At 39.1% G+C, this 24,497-nt stretch carries 17 protein-coding genes and 1 riboswitch; of the genes, 13 read left to right on the top strand and 4 right to left on the bottom strand.

The window, feature by feature from the left end; genetic code table 11:
- Positions 1-3 precede the first annotated feature (3 nt).
- Together BWD42_RS14640 and BWD42_RS14635 are read left to right on the top strand one after the other, a co-directional pair.
- A complete protein-coding gene (locus tag BWD42_RS14640) occupies positions 4-762 on the top strand; it encodes a peptidylprolyl isomerase (RefSeq protein WP_077437146.1) in 759 nt (252 codons plus the stop codon).
- Between the two features lie 49 nt (positions 763-811).
- On the top strand, positions 812-1,579 hold the full coding sequence (locus BWD42_RS14635; RefSeq protein ID WP_077437145.1) for an exodeoxyribonuclease III: 768 nt from the start codon (positions 812-814) through the stop codon (positions 1,577-1,579).
- Positions 1,580-1,802: 223 nt separating this feature from the next.
- Here the strand turns inward: BWD42_RS14635 and BWD42_RS14630 are convergent, their stop codons facing one another.
- The gene (locus BWD42_RS14630) at positions 1,803-2,864 is read right to left on the bottom strand and encodes an Mrp/NBP35 family ATP-binding protein (protein WP_077437144.1); all 1,062 of its coding nucleotides are present in this window, start codon (positions 2,862-2,864) and stop codon (positions 1,803-1,805) included.
- Positions 2,865-3,231: 367 nt separating this feature from the next.
- Between BWD42_RS14630 and BWD42_RS14625 the strand changes: the two genes are divergently transcribed.
- Positions 3,232-5,436 (top strand): transglycosylase domain-containing protein, encoded by a 2,205-nt coding sequence (locus BWD42_RS14625; RefSeq protein ID WP_077437372.1) that lies wholly within the window; start codon positions 3,232-3,234, stop codon positions 5,434-5,436.
- A gap of 238 nt (positions 5,437-5,674) precedes the next feature.
- Positions 5,675-6,214, top strand: coding sequence for a phosphoribosyltransferase (locus BWD42_RS14620; RefSeq protein WP_077437143.1), 540 nt, complete (start codon positions 5,675-5,677; stop codon positions 6,212-6,214).
- Between the two features lie 160 nt (positions 6,215-6,374).
- Here the strand turns inward: BWD42_RS14620 and BWD42_RS14615 are convergent, their stop codons facing one another.
- Positions 6,375-6,941, bottom strand: a complete 567-nt coding sequence (locus BWD42_RS14615; protein ID WP_077437142.1) for a DNA-3-methyladenine glycosylase I — start codon at positions 6,939-6,941, stop codon at positions 6,375-6,377.
- Positions 6,942-7,061: 120 nt separating this feature from the next.
- Here BWD42_RS14615 and BWD42_RS14610 point away from each other — a divergent pair, with 120 nt between their 5' ends.
- The 3 genes from BWD42_RS14610 (at position 7,062) to BWD42_RS14600 (ending at position 10,120) form a co-directional block, all read left to right on the top strand.
- Positions 7,062-8,033 (top strand): DUF4271 domain-containing protein, encoded by a 972-nt coding sequence (locus BWD42_RS14610; RefSeq protein ID WP_077437141.1) that lies wholly within the window; start codon positions 7,062-7,064, stop codon positions 8,031-8,033.
- A gap of 11 nt (positions 8,034-8,044) precedes the next feature.
- Positions 8,045-8,815, top strand: coding sequence for a uroporphyrinogen-III synthase (locus BWD42_RS14605; protein WP_077437140.1), 771 nt, complete (start codon positions 8,045-8,047; stop codon positions 8,813-8,815).
- A 435-nt stretch (positions 8,816-9,250) separates the two neighbouring features.
- Positions 9,251-10,120, top strand: coding sequence for a cupin-like domain-containing protein (locus BWD42_RS14600; RefSeq protein ID WP_077437139.1), 870 nt, complete (start codon positions 9,251-9,253; stop codon positions 10,118-10,120).
- A gap of 66 nt (positions 10,121-10,186) precedes the next feature.
- Here the strand turns inward: BWD42_RS14600 and BWD42_RS14595 are convergent, their stop codons facing one another.
- Both BWD42_RS14595 and BWD42_RS14590 read right to left on the bottom strand, forming a co-directional pair.
- On the bottom strand, positions 10,187-13,072 hold the full coding sequence (locus tag BWD42_RS14595) for a PD-(D/E)XK nuclease family protein (RefSeq protein ID WP_077437138.1): 2,886 nt from the start codon (positions 13,070-13,072) through the stop codon (positions 10,187-10,189).
- A gap of 9 nt (positions 13,073-13,081) precedes the next feature.
- Entirely contained in the window at positions 13,082-16,432 is a 3,351-nt protein-coding gene (locus BWD42_RS14590) for a UvrD-helicase domain-containing protein (protein WP_077437137.1), read from the bottom strand.
- Between the two features lie 109 nt (positions 16,433-16,541).
- Here BWD42_RS14590 and BWD42_RS14585 point away from each other — a divergent pair, with 109 nt between their 5' ends.
- From BWD42_RS14585 to BWD42_RS14560, 6 genes are all read left to right on the top strand, one after another.
- Positions 16,542-17,468: a hypothetical protein gene (locus BWD42_RS14585; protein ID WP_077437136.1), complete on the top strand. Its 927-nt coding sequence runs from the start codon at positions 16,542-16,544 to the stop codon at positions 17,466-17,468.
- Positions 17,469-17,545: 77 nt separating this feature from the next.
- Entirely contained in the window at positions 17,546-18,067 is a 522-nt protein-coding gene (locus BWD42_RS14580; RefSeq protein ID WP_077437135.1) for a 30S ribosomal protein S16, read from the top strand.
- 228 nt (positions 18,068-18,295) lie between these two features.
- Positions 18,296-18,820 carry a ribosome maturation factor RimM gene (gene rimM / locus BWD42_RS14575; protein ID WP_077437371.1) on the top strand — a complete coding sequence of 175 codons (525 nt, stop codon included), beginning with the start codon at positions 18,296-18,298 and terminating at the stop codon, positions 18,818-18,820.
- A gap of 259 nt (positions 18,821-19,079) precedes the next feature.
- The gene (locus tag BWD42_RS14570) at positions 19,080-19,931 is read left to right on the top strand and encodes a hypothetical protein (RefSeq protein WP_077437134.1); all 852 of its coding nucleotides are present in this window, start codon (positions 19,080-19,082) and stop codon (positions 19,929-19,931) included.
- 100 nt (positions 19,932-20,031) lie between these two features.
- Positions 20,032-20,134, top strand: a riboswitch (SAM riboswitch).
- A gap of 71 nt (positions 20,135-20,205) precedes the next feature.
- Positions 20,206-21,162: a methylenetetrahydrofolate reductase [NAD(P)H] gene (metF, locus tag BWD42_RS14565; protein ID WP_077437133.1), complete on the top strand. Its 957-nt coding sequence runs from the start codon at positions 20,206-20,208 to the stop codon at positions 21,160-21,162.
- 266 nt (positions 21,163-21,428) lie between these two features.
- Complete coding sequence (locus BWD42_RS14560) at positions 21,429-24,458, top strand: DUF2723 domain-containing protein (protein WP_077437132.1); 3,030 nt, start codon at positions 21,429-21,431, stop codon at positions 24,456-24,458.
- Positions 24,459-24,497 lie beyond the last annotated feature (39 nt).

Raw genomic sequence — 24,497 nt, 5'->3', positions numbered from 1 at the left:
GGTATGAGATTTTTAAAAATTTGTTTAGTAACAATATTTTGTTTTTTGCAGGTCTTGGCATTTGCAGCTAAACCGGAGTATAAGTATGTCCAGATTATTACGGACAAGGGAACCTGTGTATTGCGTTTGTATAATGCGACACCCAAACACCGGGATAACTTTGTGAAATTAGCAAAAAGCAAATATTATGATGGTACCTTGTTCCATCGGGTTATTCAGAATTTTATGATCCAGGGTGGTGACCCAGATTCAAGAAATGCGGTTGGGGGTGCCCAGCTAGGAAATGGAGGGCCGGGTTATACTATTCACGCTGAAATTCAGGACAGTCTATTTCATAAGAAAGGCACCATAGGTGCCGCAAGGGACAATAACCCCGCGAAAGCATCTTCTGGATCACAATTTTATCTTGTTCAGGGTAAAGTATTCACTCCTGAAGATCTCAACCGTTTAGAACAGACCCGGATGAATGGGAGGAAATTTTCCGAAAGGCAACGTCAAGCGTATACAACTGTTGGTGGAGCCCCACATCTAGACTGGAATTATACAGTATTCGGTGAATTAGTGCAGGGAATAGATGTTATTGACCAGATTGCAGCTGTAAAGACTGACAAGCACGACCGACCAGAAGTAGACCAAAAAATGAGTATGCATGTGTTGACCAGACGTGAGGCACTCAACCTAGAACGCGAACTTAAAGGTTTAAAACCCCAAACGGGTTTCTTTACTAAAATAGGTGATCTGTTCTCGTCCAAAGACTATTAAAAGTGCAAAATTTCAAAATCTAATATCTAAATATTCATATTCTAAAGAAATGAAAATAGTAACCTATAATGTGAACGGTTTGCGGGCCGCTTTAAAGAAAGATTGGTTGGGTTGGCTGAAAAGTGTGAATGCTGATATCATATGTCTTCAAGAGATTAAAGCTACTCCTGATCAAATTCCGGAGGTAGTTTTGTTGGAAGAAATGGGTTATGAGCATTATTGGTATCCAGCACAGAAAAAGGGCTATAGTGGGGTGGCCATTTTCAGCAAGATTACTCCTACACATGTAGAATATGGATGCGGTCATGAAGACTATGATTTTGAAGGGCGGATCATTCGCGCCGATTTTGATAAAGTATCGGTGATGAGCACTTATTTCCCTTCGGGGACAACAGGGGATATTCGTCAGGATTTTAAATATCGTTTTCTGGAAGATTTTCAGTTATATAGCAATAAGTTGTTAGTTGAAAGGCCTAATTTGGTTGTATGTGGAGACTATAATATCTGTCATCGCGCGATTGATATCCATAATCCTAAATCGAATGCAAACTCTTCGGGATTTTTGCCAGAAGAACGGGAGTGGATGGAAAATTTTATTAATTCGGGATACATCGATTCTTTCCGTCATTTGAATCCAGAACCGCATAATTATACTTGGTGGAGTTATCGTGCTGGTGCGCGATCCAGAAACCTGGGCTGGCGTATCGATTATAATATGGTGTCAAAGCCGCTAGAGGCACAAATCAAATCTTCACAGATTTTGTCAAATGCTGTCCATTCTGATCATTGTCCAGTTTTGCTGGAACTGGATGTGTAGATAAGAATGATCCTAATAAAAAATATGCTGTCTAAAAAGTGACCAGGAAACTCCTGAGCATTCAAATATTTGAAAAAGGGCTGCAGGGGAGCATAAAATTAAAGAAAAACAGGGTTATCCGAACTTTTTTGGATAACCCTGTTTTTATAGAAGTGGCATGTTGATTAATCCATTTAAATGGAGTTCAACCAATCCGCCAAGTCTGTTTCGATAGCTGTTATCTTTAAACCTGACTTTGGATAATAGAGAGTTGTTGTGCCACCTTCTCCGCAATCGTTAAAAATGATTTTGTTACTGGATCTTCTTGATCTATTGCGACAGGGAAACCGTTGTCTCCGGCATCAGAAATCCCTTTAAGCAAAGGTATTTCACCAAGGAATGGTATTTTATATTCTTCAGCCAAACGTTTTCCGCCGCCCTTGCCAAAGATATAGTATTTGTTATCTGGCAGTTCTGCCGGTGTAAAATAAGCCATATTTTCAACAACGCCCAAGAGCGGGATATTGATACTGTCCATTAAAAACATGCCGATTCCTTTGACAGCATCTGCCAGCGCTACCTGCTGGGGTGTGGTGACAATAACTGCTCCGGCGATTGGGAAAGTCTGTGATACCGTGATATGAATGTCACCGGTTCCCGGTGGCATATCAACAACTAGATAATCCAGTTCACCCCAATTGGCATCATTGAAAAGTTGTTTGATCGCCGAAGTGGTCATGGGACCACGCCATGGAATAGGTTGATTGGGATCCGTAAAGAAACCGATTGAAAGTAGTTTTAAACCAAATTTTTCAAGTGGTTCAATTTTAACCTGGCCGTCAGGCATCTCCACAGAGCCGGGTTTGGCTCCTTCCAATCCGAACATCATCGGTAGTGATGGGCCATAGATATCGGCATCCAATAGACCTGTTTTTGCTCCTTTTGCATGGAGTGCGAGGGCCAAATTTGCAGCGACCGTTGATTTTCCAACACCGCCCTTACCTGAGGAAACCAAAATGATATTTTTGATTCCTGAGACTTGAGCCCCTTGTTTACCGACCACATTGGAAGTCATGTTGATCTGGACTTCAAGATTCTTATCAATAAAATGTGCTATGGCGTTGCGGCAAGCATGTTCTATATGGTCCTTTAAGGGACAAGCGGGGGTAGTCAATATAACATCGAAGGCAATTTTTTGGTCTTCGATCTGAATATTTTGGATCATATTCAATGTTACAAGATCCTTTTTTAGATCAGGCTCTTCAACATAGGATAATGCATTTAATATTTGTTCTTTGGTAACCATCTATTATTCATTTGAAATCATGGAATACAAAACTACTCATTGCCGACCAATTTCATGTCATTTGTTTGTTTTTAATGGAATTCGGGGTTATATATCCACTTGGTGTTGAGGAAGGATAGTTCTTCGAAGTTGTTAAATGAGCGCTGTCAATCCTATTAAAACGGGCCAAATGGAGGTGAGGTGCTTACATTTTTATGATAACTGCTTTTTTGGTGTTCGGAAATCCTGAACAATTTTGTCTCCAGTTTAATTGGAATTTTGGATCAGGGATGTTTAGGTTCGTTTATGGGTAATTATAATTGTATATAAAGGCAAATTTATCTAAGTTTGACTATTGATATGCATGGATTTGCATGAAATTGTAATTATGTCCAATCGATTTATAACATCTCTGAAGTCCCGCAAGTGGCGATGGCTTTACATTACTTTTGCTGTTTTCTTGATTTTAGTAATCGCGGTAGGCACTTACGCTTACCAAAAGAGAGACGGGATGCTCATGGGGGCCATCAATAAAGCAAAAGCTAAACTGCTGGAAAAGTATGATATGGACTTGAAAATTCAATATTATGCTTTTCAGGGAATTAATGCGGTGCAGTTTAAAAATATACAGTTGTTACCTAAAAATAGGGAGCCGCTGGCACAAATTAATGATCTGACGGTGTCCGTTAAACTATGGCCGCTTTTATTTGGCGATGTAAAGCTAGGAGAAGTTATTCTGGACAATGCAACGGTGTCTTTGGTCAAGAAAGATACCATTAGCAATTATGATTTCCTGTTTAAGAAACAAAAGAAGGATACAGTCGAGAATGATAATCCGAAACAGAATTTGGCAGCATTGGCGGACCGGCTACTAAAGAACGTATTCTTTAAAATCCCGAATGATCTAGATCTTAAAAATCTTGAGCTTTCTTATAAGGATGATAGTACTTCACAACGTATCGTCATACCTTCTGCTGTTATTGATGACGGTGATATGGAATCTAAGTTTTTGCTGAATGATCATGAGGCTGCCTGGAACTTAACAGGGACAATAGATTCAGATAATCAGGAATGTGATCTACGACTTTTTTCGGATAAGAAGGAGGTGAATCTTCCACTATTGCAGCGCAAGTTTGGTCTCGCTGTTAGTTTTGATGAGATATCCTTTCGATTGGACAAGGCCAATCGGCGCAATAAGGAGTTGCTGGAATTACATGGACAATGGGGCTTTAAAAACCTGAAGATAAATCATTGGCGTATCTCCAGTAAAGATGTTATTTTTCCTGAGGCAATCATGCAGGGGGCATTGAATATTGGCGCTTCTTCTATAGAGGTCGGCAAGGAGAGTACTGTACAGGTAAAAGATTTTGTTTTTTCTCCTTATCTAAAATATGTGCATAAGCCAGAGAAAGAGCTCTTTCTTGCCGTCCATACAGATAAAATCAAAGCACAGGACTTTTTTGATGCCATGCCGGCCGGGTTATTTCCCGGGCTGAATGGTATTCAGGTTGAAGGGCACATTCAATATGATCTAAATTTCGCTTTAGAATTAAAAAGACCTGATAAGCTTCTCTTTTCTTCTAAAATGGATGATAGGGACCTGCAAGTTGTGAAATGGGGAGAAGCGAATATTGGAATGCTGAATACACCTTTTACCTATACAGCTTATGAGGATGGTAAACCTATGCGTGAGATCGTAGTCGGTCCACAAAACCCGAATTTTACTCCATTGGATCAGATTTCCCGCTATATGCAGATTAGTCTGATCAATACCGAAGATCCTTTTTTCTTTAAGCATAAAGGCTTCGAAGAAAAGGCTTTCAAACTCTCTATTGTTACAAATATCAAAGAAAAAGGGTTTAAGCGTGGGGCGAGTACAATATCCATGCAGCTTGTTAAGAATGTATTTCTTAACCGCAACAAGACTGTCGTTCGGAAGCTGGAAGAGATCTTGTTAGTATGGTTGATGGAGCGTTCCCAACAGGTAAGTAAAAAACGTATGTATGAGGTTTATCTCAATGTGATCGAGTGGGGAAATAATGTCTATGGGATTACTGAGGCCGCCCGTTACTATTTTGGGAAAACACCGGCGCAACTCGGTCTTGGAGAAAGTATATTTCTGTCCAGTATCGTACCACGTCCGAAGAAAGGACTTAACTTTTTTGACTGGACGGGGCACCTTAAAGGCAATATGTTGCGCTATTTTAATATCTATGGTCATATCATGACCAAAACGGGACAGATAGGTGTCGATTCGACCACAGCGGCCTATGGTTTTTATGAAGTCGTATTGCAACCAAATCTTCGTGCCGCTAGACCTGCTTTTGTAGACTCGGTAGATACATTGGAAATGGGTGATGATCCATTGCTATTTGATGATTTAGGGGGGGGAGAGGCTGACAACAATCTAGAAGGTATTTCTCTTCCTAAAACGATGAAAAAAATGTCCCATCCTGAAAAACAGGCTGAGGAGATCGCGGAACCGGAGAAGCATAAACGGTCTATTTTTGATAAGATCTTGGGCAGAAACAAAGAAGAAAAGGAAAAAACAGAGACCGAGGCAACGAAAGATCCTAAAAAAACACAGAAGTAGCCTAAGTATATAAGTATAATAGTTGGTTACGGTCGATTTCGGATAGAAATCATACCTCCATATTATTGAGCACATGTTTTGGGCTGAAAATACAAAGGCATGATATTACGAAATAATAACTCGGAGAAGCAGGGTATATGGAAGTGAAAATAATTTAGTGGCACGAGAGTATCGGATTTATTCAATGAGGCAAATGAGCCTGATTGCTTAGTCAGAATTGAAGGACAAATTTAAATAAATGAAAAAAATAGAAATTGACGGATTACTTTTTGAGCCGCTTTTTGAAGAAGAACAGATTCAGAAAAGGGTTCGTTTGATGGGAATAGATATCAGTCTACGATACGAACACAAGCAGCCTGTTTTTATAGGTGTGTTGAACGGTTGTTTTATGTTTATGGCTGATCTGCTCAAACAAATTGAAGTTCCTTGTGAGATGTCTTTTATTAAATTAGCCTCCTATATAGGTACCGGCCAATCTGAATTGAATGAACTTTTAGGATTGGGTATTGATTTAGAAGGAAGGGATGTGATTATCGTGGAAGATATCGTAGATTCCGGACATTCGCTGAAGCACACCTTGGATGCTGTGAAACGGTTAAATCCAGCAAGTGTTATCGCCTGCGCACTTCTGGTCAAACCTGAAGCGCTACAATACCATTTTGAGGAGCTCACTTATGTTGGGTTTGAGATAAGTAAGGAATTTGTTGTGGGGTATGGTATGGATTTTAACGGACTATGCCGTAATCTCCCCGATATTTATAAGAATGTACCTATTTAGATTTTTGCGTTAAGATATGAAAAGGTAGAACTGGATATAGAAATTTGGGTACTACTAGGTCTACTTGCCAGCTGAAAAATAGATCAAGGGACTGGGATAAAATCTACTTACGCGCTTGTTCGTCTCTTATCTTTATCCCTTGATCCTATAACAATGTTGTTTAATATTTAAAGGAACAAGTTTCAATGTGATCATTGACCATGCCCACCGCTTGCATGTAAGCATAACAAATCGTGGAACCAAAAAATTTGAATCCTCTTTTTTTCATATCTTTTGCTATTTTATCAGAAATCTCGGTCGTTGCAGGAACATGTTGCAAACTCGGCCAATGGTTGATCAACGGTTGCTGTTCGGGCAAAAATGTATATAGGTAATTGTAAAAGCTGCCATATTCTAGTTGGATTTTTTTGAACAGCTGTGCATTTGTAATAGTCGATTCGATCTTATTTCGATGTTTAATAATACCGGAATCTTTCAGGAGTGCATCTACATGATCAGCTGTATAAAGAGCGACTTTATCAACATCAAAATTTGCGAAGGCCTCCTGATAGGCTGATCTCCGACGTAGGATCGTAATCCAGCTTAAACCTGCCTGGGCTGATTCCAGTATTAAAAATTCAAATAATGTTTTGTCGTCTTTGACTTGTCGTCCCCATTCTTTATCGTGATAGTTGACATACTGTTCATCAGATCCGCACCATTGGCAGCGTACAATTTCTTTTGACATGTTCTATAAAAGATTTTTGAAGGCAATATAACTTTTTATCCTAACTTTACGACCATAAAAGAGTTTCGAATTTAAACAGTCTGTGATTTCTTCGTCGCCGATAAGAAACAGTTTATTTCAATGAAAGTTAATAACTTTAAATATTTTATTGTATTTGTAATACTCTTTGTGTTTTCGGCTGTACAGGTGAGTGCACAACGACGGACATTGCAACGTGTTGTTCCAGATACGCTCTCCATAGCGGATAGTATAGATGTTCTAAAAGATTCGGTTTTATCACCTAATCAAGAAATTTTGGCATCTCTAAATCCAGCGCTTCAGCAGCAATATCGAATAGTCACTGTAGGGGCTGAGGGCTTGGCTGTTCATAATGTGTATGACTATGATGTGAAACAGTATTTTAAAGGTGAACAACGTAATAATGCCTTGACGAGGCAATATGGGACGCCTAAACCACACCGGGAAAATTGGATATTATTTACTGCACTCTTTTTGATATTTGGAGTTGGGTTAATTCGGGTGTTTTTTCCTTCGGATATTAAATTGGTCTTTCAGGGCTATTTTGACGATCGCGTGTTATTGTCAGTAAGTAAGGAAGATACGATCTTGACCTCTTGGCCATTTATTTTCCTGTTTGTATTGTTTTCAGGAGCAATGGCGCTGTTTGTTAGTTTATTTTATGCTTATGAACTGAACCGCTTCGACTTTATAACCTTCCCCAATTATATTAAAACGATAGGTATGGTTGGTGGACTATTTGCTTTTAAAATCGGTTTCATACGATTTTTATCTTTTGTTTTTGAAATTAGAAAGCTAGTAAAAGAATATGTGACGGTGTTATATCTGATTTATTTTAATACCCTCTTTTTGATGCTTCCCGTGCTGTTAATATTGAGCTTGGTCCCATTAAGTGCGGTAGGAGTAGTCTTACATATGGCTATTGCGGGGGCTATCTTACTTTTTCTATATAGATTTCTCAAGACGGCGGCACATATTATGTCAATGTATAAATTTTCAATTTCCTATTTAATTTTGTACCTTTGTTGCCTAGAAATAGCACCAATATTAATACTGTTAAGATTATTGAGCTAAAACTGGTTAATATGCAAACTTCAGACGTAGAAAGAGCAAAGAAGGTAAAAAGTGTACTGGTGACTTTACCAAAACCTGAAAACGATAAGTCCCCTTATTATGATTTAGCAAAGAAATACGGGTTAAAATTAGACTTTCGAGGTTTTATACACGTAGAAGGAGTTCCTGCCAAAGATGTGCGTAGGGATAAGGTTAATTTAGCAGATCACACTGCCGTAATATTTACAAGTAGAAATGCTGTAGATCATTATTTTAGGATATGTGAAGAGATGCGATTTGAAGTGTCTGCAGAAATGAAATATTTCTGCATCTCAGAGACCATAGCTCTCTATCTTCAAAAATATATTCAATATAGAAAACGTAAAATTTTCTTTGGTAAACAAACAGCTAAAGACCTGGAAGAGGTGCTGAAAAAACATAAGGCAGAAAACTTCTTATTCCCTTGTTCGGATGTTGCTAATGAAGAAACAAGCAATTGGTTACAGCAGAATGGCTATAAGTTTACCCCAGCAGTTCTTTTTAGAACTGTGGTAAGTGACTTGAGTGATCTTAAAGATGTATTTTATGATGTGATTGTATTCTTTAGTCCTTCTAGTGTTCAGTCTTTATATGACAACTTCCCGGACTTTAAACAAAACAATACCCGTATTGCTGCGTTTGGTGCATCGACACAACAGGCTCTTTTAGAACATGGATTGATTTTGGATATTCCTGCACCTACACCAAAAGCACCAAGTATGACTATGGCTGTAGAAGAGTATATCAAAAAAGTGAATAAATAATAACCTATTTAAGGTTAAAGCATATAAAGGGTTTTTATAAACCCTTTTTTTATTGACTTTCAATACTTGTAGGATTTCATGAATGACGATAATATGGAGCATTCCTGCGAGCACAAAGCTGTAAAAATATTCACTTCATTTCCATGCGGTTGATAAAGAAACCGGCGATGCATTTGATAAAGGCATACAGTTTGTAGATAATTGAACCGTTAGAACGGGAGATTCATTGCGTTTGTTAAATTCAGGTTTGTAAGGTGGAGCTGGGTTGTTGTAGGGGAAATGTAATAAAAGTGACAGATGTCATTGAGATTTTAATTATATTTCTGTTAAATTGTACCGGAATATTTGCTCCAGTTAAGAATAAGGTATAGTGGTTATTTTTAAAATTTGGCAGAAATATTTTTTATGTTTGTAATTAAGCAAAATTAGTCAGTCGTGAAGTTAAAGCAAGTTGATAAAATTTCGGGCATTCGATCAGAAGACTTTTTAAAAAACTATCTGAAACCTGGGTTTCCTGTGGTCATAACAGATTTTATTAGTGCTGATAGTCCTGCATGGAAGAAATGGAGTTATGATTACTTTAAGGAAATAGCCGGGGATATTAAGATTGATGTCTATGGAAAAGAAGAAGATTCAATGGACCGTGCGGCCAGTGCTCCAGTGGGGCAAATGACATTTGCCGAATATTTGGATCTGATTACGAAAGAACCTACCGAGTTACGATTATTTCTGTTCAATCTGCTCAAGATACGTCCCGAATTGAAGCAGGATGTTATTTATAATGATGTGACAGGGGGAAAAGTGTTGCAGTGGTTGCCATTTATGTTTTTCGGAGGTGAGGGGTCTAGTACCCGAAACCACTTTGATATCGATATGTCTCATGTGTTCATTTCGCAATTTCAGGGACTTAAAAGGATCTGGCTTTTTCCGAATGATCAATCGGATCTAATGTATAAGCTGCCCTATAACTTCCATAGTATCGCTAATCCGAAGTATAGTAATTTGGAAGAATTTCCGGGGATAGAATATTTAGATGGATATGAAGCGGTGATTCACCCGGGCGAAACGCTATATATGCCCGCGGGATGGTGGCACTATATACAATATGAGACAGAAGGATATTCGATTTCAGTAAGGGCATTGGCTAATTCGATCAGTGAGAAATTAAAAGGCGCGCGGAACCTTTTTATAACAAGACACTTCGATAATACGATGCGAAAGATCTTTAAGGATCATTGGTTTCATTACAAAATAAATACAGCCAAGCGCCGCGCAAATAATGCTATAAAGAGAAATAAACGATAAAAATAAAGGGGGCTATTTAGCCCCCTTTATCGTCAATAGCTGTTTGATCTACTGGGTGTACTTGTGCTAAGCCGATTCTTCATCTTCGGTCCATTTGCTTGCTTCTCTGTAAAATAATGTATAAGGGTCACTGGGGTAGATTGTCGCCTCCGGATTATGTCTAAATGGAATTTCAGGATTAAAAATTTCACTGAGTATACTTCTTAGAAATTTAACGAAGTTTTCTTTTTGGAAAGCCAAAAAGTCTGCTGTTAATACACCTTCTTTTCCATTGAATAGGGTTCCTTCTTCTCTCATTTTTCGGGCTACATATAGGTGTGGCTCCAGTTGCTTCCGGCCAGTCTTTTGTTCAAATACGTAGGCGTAGAAGAGTGTTTGTATAAGGGCTTTGTTCTCTGTGTTGGGGGCAAAAACCAGATCCATCTCTCTAAATATAACGGAATCACCTCCAGTTTTATAATCGACAATTCGGCTGATGATACGATCATCATGTGCGATGACTTCGTCGACACGGTCAATGATACCGTATAATGTAACCTGTTCCTCTTTACCATTGACTTCAATCGCGAAGGGAAGTGTATAGTCGGTATCGTTTTCCAGTTCTATGATACGAAAAGCCTTGTAGTTCGCTATATCGTATTCAAGATACATCTTGACATATTCACAGGCAATCTTTAACATAATGCGCTGTAGACTATTCAGGTCGCTCGTAGAATTTAATTCCACCTGATACTGAAAGCCTATTTCCCGAATGACAAATGATTCGATCTGATTGAATTGCTGTTGTAGGGCGCTCGTTGGGGTAAAATCTTTCTGATCCTTAAACGGTAGGAATATTTTTTCCATGACATTGTGGATCACAGTTCCCAATTTGTTCATCTCAAACTCCTGTGAAATAGAAGGTGGTTCTTTAATATTAGCAATATGCTTAAGGAAGAATTGCAGTGGCGATTGTAGGTATGTTGTTAGCGCCGTTGCCGATATTCTTTTTTGATCGAGGATAAAGTCCTGATACATCTTTGACCAAACCTCGCCCTGTTTTTGAATTACAATCTCTGTTGTTTTGTCGGGGAACTGGATTGTTTGCTGCTGAATTTTCCGTTGAAAATTAAACTTGCTTTCAAACTCTAGCTGTTTGATAAACCGACTTTCCTCTCCTGTTGAACTTTCGTCTACTAATCCGTTGTAGAAAATATGAATACCTTCACTATATTGAAAATGTCTATAAAACAAGTAAGCTGATAGTGCATCTTGATTTTCCAATATCGGAAGCCCGTAAGCTCTTCTTAGACTATTTGGGATAAAAGTCGGAGAATTGGATGTTTTGGGTAGCACGCCTTCATTTGCCCCTAAAATATACACGTTGTCAAAATTTAAACATCGGCTTTCCAGAAGTCCCATAATCTGGATACCTTCAAGTGGATTTCCTTCTATCGCCGAATTTATTGACAATATAGCTTTTTTGATCAATCCGATCTGAAAGCTTATGGTTAAAGGTGAAACTGTCTCAAAACCCAATAGCAATTGGTTGAGTGTCTTTTTGGTTTCTATCAGCAGGTTATTGTCAATCTGGCGGATGCGTTCGTGTGTGGAGATGCTGTGTAGCAGGTCTTCAATAACCTTGATAAGTGTCGGGATCAATTGAGAAGGGTGTCCGATCGGAACAAAAAACTGGGGTAACGCACCTTTGAAATGGAGTTGTTCCAATGGAATTTCAAATAATTGCTTGTCGGCAATCTCTTTCTGAATTTTGAGCTTGTCTGCAACAGAAACCTGTGTTAGCGGATGATTAATAAAAGTTTCAAGGGTTTGATAGGAAATCTTGTTTTTCTTTAACTGTGATATTTCTAAATGCACTTCCATCCATAAGTTCAATATACCGTAAATAGGGGACTGGGTTAGCGGGTAGCCGGTTGTAATATTGGGATTAACATCAGGTAGGCTTTGGAGTAAAGGAACCAATAGGTTTTCGTCGGCTAGCAAAATAGCTGCGGTCTGCTCCTTGTTGTTGTTTTTTTCAAGGATGTCATATAGCAACTTTGTCTGACTTATTTTGCCTGTGCTTGCATATAAGTTGACTGTCGAAGTTCTGTTACCGATAATATTTGGACTGTCGCCAAGTGCATTAGCAAGCCCGGTCTGAAAAATATTCCGACGAATGAACAGGCCAGCTTCTTGCATATTGTCTTCCAGGTAGTAAGCATCTGCATCAAAGTAAAAGAGTGCTTTTCCTTCTTCTTGCCATTTGCGGAATAATTTGGCCTCAGCTTTATTCAAAGCATTGAAACCAACAAACAAAACCTGTTGGAAGGATGCTATAAAGTCCTGATGGGCAGCTCTGCCTTCGACCAGATCACGGTAAATGGTTGGGTAATTGGTCTGTCCACCAGCTTTAAGCGTTTCTTTAAATTTCGTGTATAATATTGGAAGTCTTTTCCATAATTGTAAAAATCGCTCTTGGACACCGCTATGGCCGGCAATGGAAAAGGATTGCCAAAACTGACGGATAAACCCCTGCTGTTCTTGTGTAAGGTGTTGAAAAGCAATATCAATTTTAGTGTTATCATAAAGTTCGAGATAGATCTGATCGATGGGAACCAGATCATAGTCCAATTGCCCAAAGTCGCTCAGTACAATCTCCGCAATAGGATAAAATTCTTCTAACGTTTCAGGCTCTTTACCCTCTGCGGCCAAAAGTTCATTATGTATTTTAAAAAGCAGGAAAAACTGGCCCAAAGGGCTGGCCTCGGTATGATTGGTTGATAATTTGAAGAATTCCTGTATGGTAAAAAATTGGGGCGACCAGATTGCCTGTCCATAAACGTCGGCAAGATGTTTTTTGAGGTATGTAATCGGGCGTTTATTATTAAACACGATGGCAATCTCACTCAAATCGTTTCCAAAACGCCGTTGAATATCCGCTGCTACTAATTTTAAAAAGGCTGTCTGCATCGTGATCGTTTATTTAACTTCAATTAATTGATTTGATTTGGCATAATAGAGGTAGGCTTTGACATTGCTGTAGCCTAGGTTCTCCAAATTTTTCTTATAGTTGTCAACCTGATATTTGTGGCCAATGTAATCCGTTTGCGTGAACTTAAAGTCCAATACAATTGTCTCTTCTTCAGAAGTAAAGACTTTGTCAGGGCGGATAGTTTCACCCTTAGCGGTAATGATACTGGCTTCATTCCAGATTTTATATTTTCCTGATAGCCACTGATTGATGACGGGATGGTTCCAGATCTGATTGATTTCTTGTAGCAAGTAAGGTTCATCTTCTTTAGACAGTACACCTTCCTGAATCAATTGATGGACCAATCGGGAGATATCTTTTTTTCTAGAGATCTGAGACATAATTTCATGGGCCAATATTCCATATTGAGCCGCTTTTTCCAGCATCATGATATCATTGATCGTGCGTGTACTGGATTTTTCCAGAGCCATCTCCAGTTGTTTGGAAATAGGGTAGTGGTTGAGTGAAATGAGATTGTTTTGTTGGATTTGATGTACAGCTCGCTGTATGGTTTGATCGACCTTTATATTGGCATTTTCCAATGTAAACGGAGCAGCAGATGAATCTAAGACTTGATAGAGTATATCGCTTATATATTCATCCTTGATATCATATCCCGTAATCTCGCCAGTCTTTTTGTCCACAGACTCTTTAAATGATGGAGCAGTAATATAAAGGTGTTCAATAGCACGTGTTGTGGCTACGTAGAAGGTGTTGAGTGCATCCATATAATTGAACAGCATTTCTTCAAAATACTGTTTGAAGAAGACAGACTTTCCAACTGACGTTGTATATTTTATGGGGATTTTTCCTAATTGGGCAAAGGGCGTATCGTGAGTGTCGATCCAGAAATCACTATTGATCATCCCATCCAGATCCCAAGAGCAGAAAGGAAGCATGACAACATCATAAGCAAGTCCTTTTGATTTATGTATTGTTGTAACCTCGATTGCATTTATTTCTCCGTTAGAGGGGAGTACTGCACGATTGCCATCTTCTTCCCAAAATTCCAGGAACTGATTAATTCCACGCTCACCATTGGTTGAAAAAGCCGAAATCATATCCTTGAACGCCAACAGGTAGGGAAGGTGAATGTTATGCTCTGTTGTGAAGCCATAGATTTCGATAAGCTTTTCTACTAAATGAACCAGAGGCTGTTTCTGCCAAATTTCCCAGGAACTGATCAATGCTTGGGGAAGAAAATCCTTGAGTGCATGAATATCGTTGGAAGCAAATAGGAGCCAGGCGGCCTGATTGACTGTATTATTCTGGATAGTCTGATAGAGATAAACCATTTTTGCTTTATGTAGACTATGTTTATCCGAATTGTATACGAGTGCTTTTAATGTTTCTATCAGCAGGAGCACTGCATCGTTGCTAGCCAATGATAGCGCATCTCCTGAGATGACCTCAAAACTAAGATTCTCCTCTTTTTTGAAATCCATTAATTTTTGGATAACCAATTTCGCTTGTGCATTACTCCTAACGAGGATACCTATTTGTTTAGCCTGATATCGATCGGTATGAAACCATTCCCCTATCTTTTTGCATAAAAGTTCAAGCGATTCCTCGATAACCTGATTTCGTCTGTAGCGTCCATCTGATACAGGGATGTATGAAATTTCGATGGATCCTAATTTGTTGAGGTTCTCCTTTTTGTGTACAGGGATTTCCTGTTGACTATTTTCATAGGCTTTAATAAGCATATTATTATTCCCCGAGGCAGCCCACCAATGTTTCCCGTCTTCGTCCAGGTTTTCACCCACCTTTTCATTGAGAATGCGCTGCAAATGTTGTGGAATACTGCTAAAAAGATAATTGTTTAGCTGTATGATATTCGGAAGACTGCGAAAATTGGTGTCGAGACTACCATTTTTAATAAAACTGGTTTTGGTACGTTCATCTAGGTTAAACGCATGGCCAATTTGCTGTTCGACCTGTTGGAGTAATATGCGCCAATCTCCATTTCGCCAGCGATATATACTCTGTTTTACATCCCCAACAATGAGATGTTCACTTAATGTACCATTGGCGTCTGCAAGTGCATTGATCAATAGGGGGCTGTAGTTTTTCCATTGGATACGCGAGGTGTCCTGAAATTCGTCGAATAAAAAATAATTGAAGCGATTACCGATCTTTTCCCAGATGAATGTCGGATCGCTATTCTCATCGATCCCAAGTTTATTTAGCAGGATCTGTGAATCGGAGATTAACTGAGCACTGTTTTCTTTTCGCCATTGGGTCAATAAGTCGCTCATTTCTTTGAGCAGACGTAGGTAATAAAGGTTGTTCTGTACCGCCTGATAGGCAATGTAAGCGGCTAAATTCTCTTGTAGTGTCTGAAAAGACTGTAAGATGGGGGCAAGCGCTGACTGGAGATCGTAGCGTATATTTTTGCTGCTATCTGTAAATGCCTCCTCATTGTCTATTAGCTGAACATATTTGTCCAATATTTTGGCAATTTCTGAGGAACTTAACTTGTCTGTTTTTTTATTGGTCTTGCTCGCGGCGATAATTTTATTGCGTGATTTTCCTTTAAGCTCATTTTCGGGAATATTGAACCTCTTGAAGGTCTCACTAAACGTTTCGATCGTTAGCGAAAGTGCTTCTGTAAAAGAATTTATTTTTTGTTCGATTTCCTGATTTAGGAGGTTGAAAACTTCCCGCGGATTGGCAGAATTAATATAGCTGTCAAACTCCTGGAAATTTTCGGAAAAAATAAGGTTGGCCAGATTCATTAATTGCTGGCGATAGTTCCAATTCTCATTTTTGGCTATTTTCTTCTCCGCGTAGGCAATAATCCAATCTAGTAAGTCGGGCCGCTCATCTAGTAATTGATTGAGCATGACTGTCAGGTCATTTTTGACTTTGTTGACATTCATCTCAATCTTATAGGCTGCATCAAGATTGAGCTCATAGGTGAACGCACGGATGACTTTCTGGGAGAAACCATCGATTGTGCTGATGGTAAAATGACTGTAGTCGTGTAAGATCCGACGATAGACATTGTAGGATTTCTCCTGGATCAAATAAGCCGTCCAATCGGGTTGTTGCTGCAATAATAACTTTCTGAAATCTTCAATTTTGGGACTAAGGTCTCCAATAGCTAAACCGTGGAGCACAGAGAGAATACGTTCTTTCATCTCTGCGGTGGCTTTGTTGGTAAATGTTACAGCCAATATCTCTTTATAGCTATTTTCCTTGGATAGCAACAATGTTAGATAATGTAGTGTCAGACTAAAGGTTTTTCCGGAACCGGCCGAAGCTTTAAGTATTTTTAATGGCGCAACAGATTTCATGGAATGAAGGTAGAAAGTAAAATGTGAATTGGCAAAAATGCCGAAGATTATTTTAACTGAGAAAAATATACTTAATTTGCTTCTAATTTATTGACCAAATTATTGTTTTATGAAATATACAGTGGGTATCCTTGTATTATTATGTATTGCCTTTAATTATTCGTGTAAAAAAGATGGATCTGAAAAGGATAATACTAGGCTTATCGAATTTAAAAATACAACCTTATCAGCTTCAAATGGCGCCGAAACTAGTTATCTACTTGAATATGATGCTCAAGGGCGGGTAACAAAAGTAAATGAACAGCAGTTCCATTATGGGGCAAATGGACGAGTGGATTATTCGCGTATTGCGCTACAGGGTAAAACAGGCGGAATTGAACAGGTGAAGATCGTGCGTTTAAGCTATCATTGGGACGAGCAGAATCGTCTGAAGAGTGTATTTGTTGATAGTTTGTATAATAAGAGCGCAACGATTAAAGATGGAATAAACCGTGTAGGTGCTGAATCGCTCATTAAAGATAAATTATTAACAAGCTATTCTTATACTTCGAACATGTCTGTACCTTCCAAAATTGTCTATCGGAAACTGGAGAAATTTTATGAACAAATTGGAGATGAGCAGGAGTTGATTTTAGCCTATAATGGCGATAATATCCAAAACCTGAAAAGCTTTCTATATTTCTCACCTTTTTTCAATAATCCCGGAGACCCTAAACTTGAATTCACATTATTCTCCTTTTTTCAATATTCTACGACAATAAACCCACTTTATCCTATTTACAAACAAATGGGGTTTAATCCGATTGATATTAATCAGGTGGTATCCAGAAATTTAGAAAACGCTTTTTTCTCTGCCCTGATTCCGGGAAGGACCAATCAAGAAATGCAGCCGGATTGGACAAAGAAAACAGCTGTAAAAATTACCTTGGACGCTAGTGGCAAACCTACGGCAATCAATTATGTTGTTAAAGGGGATTTTGGAGATGCTAAAGATGTCATTCTCAGTGAAGTTTTATTAAATTATGTCTATGAATAAAAAAAAATAACTATCTTTGCATCCCCTCTAGTATGAAGCTCGGGGGATATGTTGAATACATAAAATAAAATTAAGAAATGGCAACTAAAATCAGATTGCAAAGACATGGTAAAAAAGGACGTCCTTTTTACCACGTAGTCGTAGCGGATTCTCGCGCTCCACGTGATGGTAAATTCATCGAACGTATTGGTTCTTACAACCCAAACACAAATCCTGCAACTATCGTTTTGGATTTTGAAAAAGCGTTGGATTGGATGAATAAAGGTGCTCAACCTACTGACACAGCTCGTGCTATCCTTTCTTACAAAGGTGTTCTTTACAAAAAACACTTACAAGGTGGTGTGAAAAAAGGTGCTTTTGATGAAACTGCTGCTGAAGCTAAATTCACTGCTTGGACTGAAGCTCAAGAAGCTAGAATCTCTGGTAAAAAAGATGGTTTAGCTCAATCTAAAGCTGATGCTAAGAAAGCTGCTTTAGCTGCTGAAGCGAAGAAAAAAGAAGAAAAAGCTGCTGCTGTAGCTGCTAAAAATGCTCCTGTAGCGGAAGAACCTGCTGCTGAAGAGACTGAAGCTCCTGCATCAGAAGAAACTGAAGGTTAATTCTTTCATAAAGTATTCGAGAAAGCCGGCTCAATCTTGAGCCGGCTTTTTTAATAAAAGAAGCAGGTATTGAAATTTGTTGAGGCCTGTCCTGCTTAAATAGACCGTAAGTCTAAATCCTCATCATCTCAATACAAAAAGTGAAAAAATAAAAAGGGGGTGGAATATATAGCGGAAGCTTGATGGATGACATCTCAATATAAATATCTCAAGAAAAAATACTACAAAATGACTGTCGATCAAAGTTTTTATATAGGCTATATCAGCAAGACGAGAGGTCTTAAAGGCGAAATGCAATTGTTTTTTGAATTTGAAGACTATGAGAGCTTGGATATGGATGTTGTTTTTTTGGAGATCAACAAAAAACTTGTTCCTTATTTTATCGATACGATAAAACTGCAGAAAAATAGTACAGCCTATGTGACATTCGAAGACGTAGATCACATCGACAAGGCGCAGGCGCTGGTTCGAAAAAAGGTTTATCTTCCCAACGATAAAATGCCTGAACGGGATCCGGATGATTTTAGATATACAGATTTAATTGGCTTTTTGGTGATCGATGAAAACCACGGTGAATTAGGAGAAATTACGGATGTACAGGAATTCCCACAGCAGTTCGTTGCTACCGTTGATATGGATGGAAAAGAATTGATGTTCCCGTTATCCGATGATCTCATTTTGGGTATAGACGGAGAAGAGGAAATTATTGAAGTAGAATTGCCTGAGGGGCTAGTCGACCTCTATAAAGAATAAGAGCGATTGTCCCAGAAATTCGTCTCTGATAACAAAATAAGGATCTAAATTTAGAGAGTTTTTTTTATCCTCGTGTATACGACGAAAAAGGTCTAAGTTCGTAACAGAATCTAGACCTTTTTCTGTTATAAAATTGAAGTATCCGATTGTATTTAATAGTATTGATGTGCTGAAACATTCAAGTGTATCTCGACTCTGCTGGATTTTGAGTATCTTGGCACTAGATAATCAATTTATTGACCATATTAAATGATCCGTTTTGAAGCCACTATTGATCCTTATTTCAACGATATTTTTGTCCTCTTGCGTTTTTCTGGGAAATGACAAGGAGTTTCCGGCTGGAAATTACCAGGTTATTTGCGGTTATACCAATGAGGCTTATTTGAAGGCTAAAGCCGATAATCCGCTAAATGTCGAGCCTGATATCTCTTGTGATCATCCGCTTTATCATCGTTCCTTTCTCTCGCTGCAGGATAAAGCACACTTTGTCCTTGCTATAGACGATATCCTTTTGTATGGTAAATACACATTTAAAGGAAATAAACTTGAGCTTATAGATGCTGCAAAGGGAAAACTTTCCTTGGATATTATCCAGATAAAAAAGGATTTTGTGCAGTTGAAAGGTGACTTCTCTCCATTTAATTCCGCCCATTTGCCCAATACCGAACGCCTATATATCAATTTCGGGTTGGACAAGACTCCCATTCGCGAGCAGCCTAGTAAATTTGATAGCGAAGTCAATCTCTGGCGTAATATTCCAACAAGAGCTGAGAACGAGCGAGAGATAAAGGCCCGAGCACTGAATTTTTTGGATTATTCGATTGCCTATTTTCAGCACATCTCTAATTCCGGTGTTCATAATGATTATAAAATAGATGGGGTTGAATCTCCAATTACCTATGCCCAAAATGGAATAGTATTAAAAAGATGGGAAGATGTTCCTGTCTCGTGGAAGGAGTTGTTTTACAATGAGGAAAATGCATTGTTCGCCTATAAATATTTAATGGATGGATTTAAGTACGGACAGAAGGAGAAGTATAGTGTTTCCGGTCTGTTGTTAATCACATTCTATTTAAAGAACCTACGCAAGGCTCTTTCAACTTTGGAATAATTTGGATAAAAAAAATGGGATGAAACAGCTTTGTTGCCATAATTTTTAGATTTTCAAAAAAATATTTTTGTTGTTTGGTTTTTTAAAACGATATTAGCAACGCTTATAGAGAAAGGCCGAGGGACTAGACCCAGTGAAGCCTTAGCAACCTGTATTGTTCAAGGTGCTAAATTCTACCCTGCTCCATGTGGGAAAGATAAGTTACATGCAGATAGACATATCCTCGACTTGTGCGTTTCGATGTAAGCCAACCCAAACTTAAAACAGTTTTTTAATGAAGATTACCGACCATATCCAGAACGCTAAAGGAAAAACATTGTTTTCTTTTGAGCTATTGCCACCTGCTAAGGGACAGGGCATCCAAAGTATTTTCAAAACAATGGATGAACTGATGGAATTTAAACCACCTTTTATAGATGTAACTTATCATCGTGAAGATTACATCTATAAGGAACATGCTAGCGGATTATTGGAACGTGTATCGTATCGCAAGCGCCCAGGAACAGTGGCAATATGTGCTGCTATCATGAACAAATATAAGGTGGACGCAGTCCCGCATCTGATATGCGGAGGCTTTACCAAAGAGGAAACGGAAAATGCTTTGATTGACCTGAATTTCCTGGGTATCGACAATGTTTTGGTGCTAAGAGGAGATGCGCGTAAAGGCGATGCTGATTTTATTCCAACTGAGGGCGGCCATGCTTTTGCAACGGATCTATTGGAACAGGTCACAGATATGAACAAGGGGAAGTATCTCCACGAAGATATTATTACATCTGAAAAAACTGATTTTTGTATTGGTGTTGCCGGATATCCTGAGAAACATTTTGAATCCCCTAATTTCAATACAGACTTTAAATACTTGAAGCAAAAAGTCGATATGGGTGCAGAATTTATCGTGACGCAGATGTTCTTTAATGTAGAAAAATACAAGGAATTTGTGACCAAATGCCGCGACAACGGAATTCATGTTCCTATTATTCCGGGGCTCAAACCTTTGACGACAAAAAAACAGTTGGTCACATTGCCACGAATTTTCCACTTGGATATTCCAGAGGAATTGAGTGATGCCGTTGCATCATGTAAAACCAATGCCGATGTGAGGCAAGTAGGTGAAGAATGGCTTGTACAACAATGTCAGGAACTGATTAAATTTGGTGCGCCGGTGTTGCATTTTTATACCATGAGTAATCCCGGGCCAACCAAAAAGATCGTTGAAAAATTGGCCTAAAAATATAAATAGAGCGAGGGAGGAATCCCTCGCTTTTTTATTGAACCAATAGCAGGAACACCGTTATACCTATGCGAAAGTATTCCTGTCTGTAGCATCTACCTTTCAAAAAACTATATTTCTCTTTTCATTATAGAAGCGGTTTCTTTAGAGAAATATTTTTGATTAAATAATGATGTTAAATAGTGTTAATTAACATTTTTAAATCAAGATAACTGTTTAATTTAAAGTACTAAAAGAAATAAAGATTTAGACCAATTGACCTTATGACGTACAGTAAATTAAATACTCTATTCGGTTTGACCTGTGGCCTTGTTGCTACGCTTGTGTACATTGCTACCGTCGAAAAGACCGTGAGTTGGTGGGACTGCGGTGAATTTATTGCCTGTGCCTACAAGCTAGAGGTTGCCCATCAACCTGGAGCGCCTCTATTTTTGCTTATTCAGAATGTTTTTTCCAACCTGGCATTCGGTAACACTGCGAAGATAGCCTACTGGATGAATATCGGTTCGGCGATCTGTAGCGGTATCACCGTGGCATTTTTATTCTGGACAATCACCGCAATAGGCAAGAAGATTTTGAAGAAGCCACAGCAACCTACTTTCTCCTACTACTTACAGCTTTTCGCTGCAGGGACAGTCGGGGCAATGGCTTTCAGCTTTAGCGATACATTTTGGTATTCGGCTGTGGAATCTGAAGTGTACGCGATGTCCTCGCTTTGTACAGCAGTGGTTTTTTGGGCAATTTTCAAATGGGAAGCGCGGGCGGATCAGTATGGAAGCGACCGCTGGTTGATTTTTATTGCTTTTGTTATGGGACTTTCGATCGGAGTCCACCTATTGAATCTGTTGGCTATTCCGGCCATAGCTATGGTGGTCTATTTTAAAAGGACTTCGCAAATTAATCTGAAAGGCATTTTAATTGCATTTTTATTGGGATTGGTGGTTTTGGCAGCCATTCTTTGGGGTGTCATTCAGTGGTTGGTGGCTTTTGCTTCAAAAATAGATCTGTTGTTTGTGAATTCGCTCGGACTGGGGTTTGGATCTGGAATTCTTTTCTTGTGCCTCCTTATTGGTGGCGCCATTGTATATGGTCTTTTTTATTCGCATAGAAATCGCAAGTATTCGTTAAATACAGCCTTGTTGGCTTTTTGTTTCATTCTATTTGGCTATAGTTCCTACAGCATGGTATTGATCCGTGGAAAAGCGAATCCATCCCTGAATAATAATGCGCCTGATAATGTATTTTCGTTTTTGGGCTACTTGGGACGCGAGCAGTACACACGGGAGCCTTTGGTGAAAGGGCCATATTACGATTCGAAAGCTGTAGACATAAAAAGTAAGACCGATTATCGGAAAGATGAGTCCAATTATACAGCATTTACACAAGTTGATAAATATGATTTTGATCGAGAAACATTTTTTCCGCGTATCTATAGCCAAGATGCAAACCACCAAGCTTACTATAGAAGTTATCTCAACTTAAAAGACGGCGAAAAGCCGCAGTTTTCCGATAATTTTAAGTTTTTCTTTCATTTTCAATTGGGAGAAATGTACGCACGGTATTTCTTATGGAATTTTGTTGGCAGGCAGAATGACAAGCAAGGCTATGGATCTTATACGGAGGGGAATTGGATCTCTGGAGTGAAAACGCTGGATAATTGGCGCCTTGGTGGGCAACATCATCTTTCGGAGTCACAACAACATGATCCAAGCCGAAACACGTATTTTTTCTTGCCTTTGTTATTAGGGATAGCTGGAGCGATTTGGCTATACAGACACCATAAGCCTTATACCTTGGTATTGACCTTGCTATTTGTTTTTACAGGTATAGCTATTGTCGTGTATCTTAATCAAACGCCGTTACAACCCCGTGAACGTGATTATGCTTATGCTGGGTCCTTTTATGCTTTTGCTATTTGGATCGGACTTGGTGCCATAGCATTGGTACGCTTTTTTAAGCGTTTCGTTCATACCCCTTATGCCTTGGCTACAGGGTTATCTTTTGCAGTTTTGGGCGGGCCGATTATTCTGTTACATCAAAACTGGGATGATCATAATCGTTCCGAAAAATCCTTGGCGCGGGATGTTGCACGCAACTACCTTGAAACCTGCGCACCAAATGCAATCTTATTTACCTATGGTGATCATGATACCTTTCCATTATGGTATCTGCAGGAGGTAGAAGGGGTTCGTCCGGATGTGCGGATTGTGGTGCTGAGCTATTTAACAGGAGACTGGTATATGCAACAGGTTAAGAAACCAACTTATTCAGCAGCAGGACTTCCGATTGCGATACCTGCCGAAAAAACAAAAAAGGGTATTCGCGATTATATTCCTTTTGTGGATAGACAGTTGAATGAAGCCGTGGATATCCAACAGTTATTGCAATTTGTTACCTCTGATGCCCCTGATTATAAAGTACAGCTGAATTCTGGAAATTTGGAGAATTATTTTCCGACTAAGAAGGTTAAATTGGCTATTAACAAAGCGGAGGTCTTGCAAAAGAATGCTGTGCCGGCTTATTTTCAGGATGCGGTCGTTGCAACAATGGAATGGGAGATTCCCGCTGACCACTTATCCCGATCGGACCTGACTTTGTTGTCCCTCCTTGAAAATAATCATTGGGATCGACCGATCTATTTCTCGAATATGCTACCTAGTGATATTAAGTTGGGACTGGACAAATATCTTGTCAATGAAGGATTCGCTTCAAGGCTGATGCCCGTTGCTGTGACCAATGAACAGCAGGCGTCTGCTGGCGAGATGGCAGCTTTGGTCGATGTGGAAGCCTTATATGATAATATCATGCATAAATACAATTGGGGAAATATCAAGAATGCAAAATATTTGGATACCGACTCCTTTCGCTTCTCGAGTATGTATGCGCGGGATATTTTTGGTAAGACAGCACGGTTACTGTTGGAAAACGGACAGGTCAAACGAGCTGGAGAAGTGGCCAAGAAAGCTTACGACCAATTGCCGGAGCGAGTATATGCGATGTCGGATGCGATTAATTATGCAGATATCATTGATAGCCTATACCGTTCCGGACAAGGGCACCTGGCCGGAAATATCGTAGACAGAAACTTGAATTATGTTTCACAAAATATGGACCATTTACACCAATTGGTATTAGATCAAAAAAATCTAGGTTTTGAATGGAGCGATATGCAGACGGCATTAGACTCGGTCGATCGTTATCGAGATATTTTATTGGCAGCCAATGATAGCAAGCGACTGGCGCGTGTTGAGGGGCTTAGAAAGCAGTATCAGCAATGGTATGGCATAGAATAGAAAAGTAAAATGTCGGAATTGTTTCCGACATTTTACTTT

This window comes from Sphingobacterium sp. CZ-UAM (assembly GCF_002000245.1).
In the GTDB taxonomy this organism is placed as follows: Bacteria; Bacteroidota; Bacteroidia; order Sphingobacteriales; family Sphingobacteriaceae; genus Sphingobacterium.
Note: the sequence above shows the minus strand (reverse complement) of the source record. Positions and strands in the feature narration are given on the sequence as shown.

Bases quoted from the DNA above. Each gene is read 5' to 3' on its own strand.
- BWD42_RS14640 (WP_077437146.1), top strand. From the start codon at position 4: ATGAGATTTTTAAAAATTTGTTTAGTAACAATATTTTGTTTTTTGCAG.
- BWD42_RS14635 (WP_077437145.1), top strand. From the start codon at position 812: ATGAAAATAGTAACCTATAATGTGAACGGTTTGCGGGCCGCTTTAAAG.
- BWD42_RS14630 (WP_077437144.1), bottom strand. From the start codon at position 2,864: ATGGTTACCAAAGAACAAATATTAAATGCATTATCCTATGTTGAAGAG.
- BWD42_RS14625 (WP_077437372.1), top strand. From the start codon at position 3,232: ATGTCCAATCGATTTATAACATCTCTGAAGTCCCGCAAGTGGCGATGG.
- BWD42_RS14620 (WP_077437143.1), top strand. From the start codon at position 5,675: ATGAAAAAAATAGAAATTGACGGATTACTTTTTGAGCCGCTTTTTGAA.
- BWD42_RS14615 (WP_077437142.1), bottom strand. From the start codon at position 6,941: ATGTCAAAAGAAATTGTACGCTGCCAATGGTGCGGATCTGATGAACAG.
- BWD42_RS14610 (WP_077437141.1), top strand. From the start codon at position 7,062: ATGAAAGTTAATAACTTTAAATATTTTATTGTATTTGTAATACTCTTT.
- BWD42_RS14605 (WP_077437140.1), top strand. From the start codon at position 8,045: ATGCAAACTTCAGACGTAGAAAGAGCAAAGAAGGTAAAAAGTGTACTG.
- BWD42_RS14595 (WP_077437138.1), bottom strand. From the start codon at position 13,072: ATGCAGACAGCCTTTTTAAAATTAGTAGCAGCGGATATTCAACGGCGT.
- BWD42_RS14590 (WP_077437137.1), bottom strand. From the start codon at position 16,432: ATGAAATCTGTTGCGCCATTAAAAATACTTAAAGCTTCGGCCGGTTCC.
- BWD42_RS14585 (WP_077437136.1), top strand. From the start codon at position 16,542: ATGAAATATACAGTGGGTATCCTTGTATTATTATGTATTGCCTTTAAT.
- BWD42_RS14580 (WP_077437135.1), top strand. From the start codon at position 17,546: ATGGCAACTAAAATCAGATTGCAAAGACATGGTAAAAAAGGACGTCCT.
- rimM (WP_077437371.1), top strand. From the start codon at position 18,296: ATGACTGTCGATCAAAGTTTTTATATAGGCTATATCAGCAAGACGAGA.
- metF (WP_077437133.1), top strand. From the start codon at position 20,206: ATGAAGATTACCGACCATATCCAGAACGCTAAAGGAAAAACATTGTTT.
- BWD42_RS14560 (WP_077437132.1), top strand. From the start codon at position 21,429: ATGACGTACAGTAAATTAAATACTCTATTCGGTTTGACCTGTGGCCTT.